The organism is Verrucomicrobiia bacterium, assembly GCA_035577545.1.
In the GTDB taxonomy this organism is placed as follows: Bacteria; Verrucomicrobiota; Verrucomicrobiia; order Palsa-1439; family Palsa-1439; genus Palsa-1439.
Window position 1 is genome coordinate 44,871 of record DATLVI010000007.1, and the last position, 6,347, is coordinate 51,217.

The 6,347-nt window shown below is 57.4% G+C and carries 6 protein-coding genes; 1 reads left to right on the forward strand and 5 read right to left on the reverse strand.

The genetic code is table 11. The features are described from left to right. Positions 1-135: 135 nt before the first annotated feature. The 5 genes from VNL17_01795 to VNL17_01815 form a co-directional block, all read right to left on the reverse strand. Positions 136-438, reverse strand: a complete 303-nt coding sequence (locus tag VNL17_01795) for a hypothetical protein (protein ID HXI82804.1) — start codon at positions 436-438, stop codon at positions 136-138. Positions 439-707: 269 nt separating this feature from the next. After that, entirely contained in the window at positions 708-2,447 is a 1,740-nt protein-coding gene (locus VNL17_01800; GenBank protein ID HXI82805.1) for a hypothetical protein, read from the reverse strand. Between the two features lie 76 nt (positions 2,448-2,523). Then, positions 2,524-3,315 (reverse strand): prepilin-type N-terminal cleavage/methylation domain-containing protein, encoded by a 792-nt coding sequence (locus VNL17_01805; protein ID HXI82806.1) that lies wholly within the window; start codon positions 3,313-3,315, stop codon positions 2,524-2,526. Positions 3,316-3,428: 113 nt separating this feature from the next. After that, on the reverse strand, positions 3,429-4,166 hold the full coding sequence (locus tag VNL17_01810) for a type II secretion system protein (protein ID HXI82807.1): 738 nt from the start codon (positions 4,164-4,166) through the stop codon (positions 3,429-3,431). 158 nt (positions 4,167-4,324) lie between these two features. Next, the gene (locus tag VNL17_01815; GenBank protein HXI82808.1) at positions 4,325-5,542 is read right to left on the reverse strand and encodes a YgeY family selenium metabolism-linked hydrolase; all 1,218 of its coding nucleotides are present in this window, start codon (positions 5,540-5,542) and stop codon (positions 4,325-4,327) included. An 85-nt stretch (positions 5,543-5,627) separates the two neighbouring features. Between VNL17_01815 and VNL17_01820 the strand changes: the two genes are divergently transcribed. After that, positions 5,628-6,347: FAD binding domain-containing protein (locus tag VNL17_01820; GenBank protein ID HXI82809.1), on the forward strand; the 720-nt coding region annotated here is incomplete at its 3' end.

Below are 6,347 nucleotides of genomic sequence, written 5' to 3' on the forward strand. Positions count from 1 at the left end.
GTTATGGATAGTGCTATCTATAGTCTTCTCGCCCACATCCACCGCCAAAAAAGGGAGAGGCCAACCTGGCCTCTCCGCTTGTCAGGCCTTCGGGAACGCCGAAGACCTCTGTCTGTTGGATTACCCTCGACTGCGTTAGTGGCGAGCCGACGCGTGCTGCGTCTCGTGTGCGGGCAGACCAAACGCGTGTTCCGTGTTGATCTGGAAGTACTCGTTCCGCGCCGCCTTCGACGTCAGTGGTTCAAGGAACCGCTTCAGATTGTCCAGCGAATCCGCTTCCCACACGCAATCGGCCCGCCGGCCGTCCGCGCTGGGTAGATAGAAAACCGCCTTCAGACCTTTCGGCAATCTCCCCTGCTCGACCATCGGGCCGATCTGGCTCGTGGTCTCCTCCCACGTCTTGGGATCCGTGATGTTGTGATGAATCGCTACGAACATGACTACTGACTCCTTTTGGTTGAGTTAACTGCGTTCGCCATTGCGGTACGATTCCTACCGCCCCCATGACATCCTACAAACGCTAGCACCCCTCCCAACGAATGCAAAAAATTATTTGTGACATTTTCTCTGAACAAGCGACCGGGGGTTTTGCCTTACGGTATCAGCCGTACGCGATAGCCGAAGGCTGCACTAGCAGCCTGGAGCCGAGTCAGACGAGACGCCAGCTTCGCTGGCAAACCCGCGATGTTGTTTCGCGGCAACATTACCTATGGGACCAATCTTACACGGTAATACCGCGCGGGTGAATTCGTCGCGCCGCCGACATCGAGGTAGTTGGTCGTGACGCCCGGGCCGGCAGAATTCGTCACGACGAAGATGTCCGTGAAACCATTCGTCGTATAAATGCCACCGACCCCACCGGCCGAGACCTGCAAAGCATTGGTCAGCCCGGGGGCCATCAGCCAGGTAATGAACAGGTCATTGCCCTGCGGGGTGATCGCTGTGATTTGGAATGCATTCGTGTTGAAGATCACCTTGCTCACGATGAGCGCGCCTCCGGTGTGGATGAACTGTCCGCAGGTATTCGTCAGGATCAGCACATCCGTCTTCAGCAGGCCCGCACTCAAAATCAATTGACCGTTGCGCACGTCAATGTAGGCATTGTGCGCCGCGTTGGTCACATACAAACTACCGCCCGCGACATTCACCACACCGACCCCGCCGGTTGGACAGTTGCCAATGACCATATTCGAAAACAGCGTCGCCGATCCTCCGTCAAGATTAAGCGTGCCCCGCGCAGGGAATGCCACTTGGTTTGTAGCCGGCGCGTTCGTAATGACGCAGAAATACATTCCCAACTGCATCGAGTTCCCGATCCACGTACCATTAGAGATGGTGATGTTGCCGTCACCCCAAGGCGCAACGAAAATCGGCGAGTTTGTGGCGACCAGTTGCCCGCCGGTCATCCACACGGTACCGGTTGCTCCAATGCCCGTCCCAAGGAACAGCGGCCCCTGGACCTCAACGGTGCTTCCCATCATCGTCAGAGTGCCCTGTGACCCGGCATGCGGCGCGATGTTAGTCGCGAAGGGCAGTGTACCCCCGTTCGCTCCGATTTCGAGGGGACCGACGGACACCGTCGCATTGGACCAGAACTGTTGCCCGTTCCCACCCCCACCGATGAGCATCAGGAAAGCATTGGTCACCGTAAGTTGTCCCGACGTGATCTGCACCACGCCCGTCGCGCCGTCATATTCCCCGACCACCATATGTCCGGCCGCGATCCACGAACTGGTGTCCATCACGACAGCGCCTTGCGAAGCGGCGCCGAGACCCACCAGCACCGGTTGGTCGGAAGTCAGGACCGAACCGTTGACAACGGTCAACTGACCGGTGCCGTACAATCCAACCGCCGTCGGGCCGTTGGTCAACGCCAACTGCCCTCCTGATAAAAAAACATTCCCAACGGCATTGGTATCAAGCCCAACTGCGAGGTATCCCGAAAAACTGCCGGTCCCGTTGATGGTCAGCAAACCCGGCGAACCGGGCTCCGGCCCAACGGCAGCCACGTTAGAAACCGCCAGACTACCATTCGCGAGGACAATACTGCCTCCCAGGTTATCAACCGTATTGGTCGGCCCGGTCACAAGCACCGCCGAATTCGAGATCACCAACACTCCCCCATTGCTGATCGACAAGGAAGTGAGCATCGTCAACGACACGTTGGTTCCGATGTTCGAGATTAGCACCGTATTGGTCGTGCTGCCGGAGCTCCAAAGGCTCAGGTCATTGACGGTCATCGTGTTCGGGAATGTGCCGACCGTTGTCGAGTCGATCGTCACAATCTTGGAGATGGAGTTCGTAACGTAGATTGACTGCGTATTCGTCGGCGCCAAGCCAAGCGACCAGTCCCCGGCAGCTTCCCACTTGTCGCTGGCTGAAGTGTTCCACGAATTGGTCAGAGCCCAGCCCGTGATCGGTCCGAATGCGCCAGCCAAGAAAACCATGGCGCACACAGCGACTAATCGCTGATAGATACGCTTATTCTTCAAGGTTGAGTTCATGCAGCATCGTCCATGGTTCCTATTGTGGTGAAGTCGAAATACCCGGGGCGAACCACCAGTGATACGGCCTGCCGGCATGCCAGTCGCCGTTGGGACCGACGCTCGAGTCGTTAAATGCACCCGCGTCGGACGGACAGTTCCTGCAATAGTCCTCAATTCTGATCCACTGTGCATGACCGTCACCCATGACAAAATTCAATCCCCCCGAGTGTCTCGCGGTGCTGGGCGTGTAATTGCCAAAAGGATCCTCAGCGATGAATTTGCCATTTGTCGAGGGGAAGACGTCTTCCGGTTCCTCCACCAAGATAATCGTGGTGGCGGGACTTACCATTCGGCTTCGTCTGAATGTAGCGTGGGCTCCAAGTGTACCATGCAGACACGTACTGATCGCGTACATGAAGTCTGGGTTCGCCAGTGTCGGGGACACGGTCGTGTTGGTCGCGCTGGGGCAAGTCCAAATGCCTTTCATGCGCGGAGTCGGCGGTGTATTGGCTCCGTACAGGTCGCAAAGTTTCGGCTGTTTGATGTACGGAGGAAGAACATTGTACCATGCGTTCGCGTTGGGCGTATCGCAGACGCTAGCGGAGACGTTGCCATCGTAGGGATAGTAATCTTTTTGGTCCGCGGTATACAAGCTGACGGCCACGCCCCATTGATGCATATTGCCGAGGCACACCGCCGCCTTCATCGTATCCTGCGCTGTGTTCAGCGCCGGCAGGATCGTCCCAACCAGAATTGCGCCCAGGGAAACAACCACAAGCAGTTCCGTGAAAGTAAAGCCCCTCGTTTTGTAGTCGGCTCTCTCTTTCATCCTCACACACTCCAGAACGATCACCCGCAAGGTTCCTAGCTCATTCCCCTCGCGCTAACAATCCCAAAAACGTCCAAAACCACTATTTTACACGCCCTTTACACGCCACGTACTCAGGTCGACGCGCCCTTAAACGGAAACCAATGGTAAGGCACGCCGGTCTTCCAATCGCCGGTCGCCGTTGAGTTGGAGTCGGTGAACGGGTTGGCCGGGCATTGTCTGCAGAAGTTGGTATAGGCGATCCATTCCGCATGACCATCACAGAGGACAAAGTTCCCGCCGTCAAAATGCCGCGCCGGTGCAAACCTGCCGGTCGTATTACAAAAGCCGTCTTCCGCTTCTTCTGCAAATAATATCGTGGTAGCGGGCGCGACGCATTGGCCGCGCTGGAATTGTGCCGCTCCGTTCGGGTCCATGCGCGAATTGAATGCGTAGGTAAAATACGGGCTTGAGAGTGTGATCGATACGGTTCTGTTGGTTGCGCTGGGGCAGATCCAGATGCTTTTTGTGAGCGGTGCCGGCGGCGTGCCCCCTTCATAGTATTGAATCAGCGGCGCTTGCTTCAAGTAAGGCGGCACCACGTTGAACCAAGCATTGAGATTGGGCCCTCCGTCAATCACACTAAAGTTACTGCCCTCGGCCGGCCAATAGTCCCTCTGGTCTGCGGCATACAGGCTGAAGCCCAGCCCCCATTGATGCATGTTACTGAGACAAACCGCCGCCTTCAATGTATCCTGTGCCGTGTCCAGCGCCGGCAAGATCGTCCCCGCCAAAACCGCGCCAACGGAAACAACCACCAGCAGTTCCGTAAAAGTGAAGCCTCGCGTTTTGAGATCGGTTCGGTCTTTCATCCGCACTCTCTCACCGATTAACCCCTGAACCGCGTCGGACAACAGAAGAGCTGTCCGTCCTCTGGCCTGCGCCGTTGATACCACATTCGCGGGCAGCCCACAACTCAAAACGGGGTTCCGAACGAGCGTCTACACCTGCTATATATTGGCGGGCAGCCCTACCGCCGCTTCGTCTCCGCCACAATGATCTGCGGAATCGCGGCGTAGAAGATCGTCGCCTTGATGAGCGCATCCACGGGCACGACCTCGTTGGTCTGGTGCGCGTAGATTTCGTGTTGGGGACCGAAACCAATCGTGGGGATGTTGTGGCGGCCGGCAGTGGCGACGCCGTTGGTGGAGAATGTCCAGCGATCGACGCGCGGTTTTTTGCCGAGGGCAATGGCCCCGGCCTTCACGCCGGCACGGACGAGTGGATGTTTCTCATCGAGCACCCATGTCGGGAAATATTTCTGCTGACCAACCTTCAGGCCGGTCCAGGCGACGGCATCGTAATTCAAGATCTCAACTCTGCCCTTCGCTTTCTTCACAGACGGCAATGCCTGGATTTCTTTTACGGACGACTGCGGCGTCTCGCCCTTCGTCATGCGCCGGTCGAGGTAGATGGCGCATTCGTCCGCCACCGCGTTGAACGACGGTGTGCTGGCTTCAATGCACGTGACCGCCACGGTGCCAACGCCAAGGAACTTGTCGTACTTGAGGCCCTTGCGGTTCAACTTGTCGACATCCTTGATGATCTCGGCCATCTTGGTGATGGGATTGTCACCGCGTTCGGGCGCGGAGGCATGGCAGGATCGGCCTTTGACGGTGACCTTGATTTCCATGCGGCCGCGATGACCGCGATAGACGCCCAGATGCGTCGGCTCCGTGATGACCACGTAGTCCGGCACCATCTTCTCTTTTTCAATGACGTGCAGCAGGCACAACCCGTCGCAATCCTCTTCCATCACGCTGCCGACCACCCACAACGTATAGTCTCCGCCAAGCCCGAGTTCCTGGATCGCTTTCCCCGCGTACACCATCGACGCCACGGACGTCTTCTGGTCGCAGGCCCCGCGTCCATAGATCTTGCCGTTCTCGAACTTCCCCTTGAACGGGTCCCACTTCCACTGGCTGCGGTCGCCGACGTGCACCGTATCGACGTGCGAATCGATCATGATCTTCGTCTTGCCCTTACCGATCCGGCCGATGACGTTCCCCATCTTGTCGAACCACACCTTGTCGAAACCCACCTTGCGCATTTCCTGGGCGATGCGCTTGCAGACATTCCCCTCTGTCCCGCTGAATCCAGGGATGGCGATGAGGTCGCGGGAAAACTTGATGATGTCCTTCTCATAGGACTTCACGGTATGGCGCAATAAATCGGCAGAAGCTGTCATGATAATTGAATCCCTTTCGTTAGCGGCCCTCGTTTTAATGTTTTTGACTCTTGCCCGTCAACAAATTCGTTGACATAATGCAGCCGTGTTCTACCAGCCGAAGGACATCCAAAAGGCTCTCGAGCTCAAAGCCGAACTGAAGGAACGAGGCGCTTTCCTCGCCGGGGGCACCGACCTCGTGGTCCTAATGAACCACGGCAAAGCCGCCCCCGAGAACTTCATCGACCTCACGCACATCCCCGAATTGCGCGCGATTCACAAACACAACGGCACACTGGAACTGGCCGGCAACGTCACACACGCGCAAACCGGAAAGCTGCCGATCCGCTGCCTCGCACAGGCTTCGCTAAGTGTCGGCGGCCCGGGAATTCGTGAACTCGGCACGATTGCTGGCAATCTCGCAACCGCTTCACCGGCCGGTGACGGTTCCGCCGCCCTGCTCGCACTCGATGCCGAAGTGGAATTGACCAGTGTGCGTGGCTCACGGCGTCTGCCGCTCGAGAAGTTTTTCCTCGGCTACCGCAAGACCGCCCTCGCGTCCGATGAGATGATCACGAAGATCATCATCCCGACGAACTACCAGACCGATTGGGCCAAGAACGGCAAGCGCGGCGCGATGAACATCTCGATCGTAGCGGTGGCGGTGGCGATTACCCCGAAAAAGCAAGTCCACATCGCGCTGGCGTCCGTAGCGGCGACTCCGCTACGCTGTTATCAGGCGGAGAAATTCCTGGCAAAGAACGGCCTGAATACGGAAACGATTCGCCAGGCCGTCCAGATGGTTCGCACCGAGATTAAACCCATC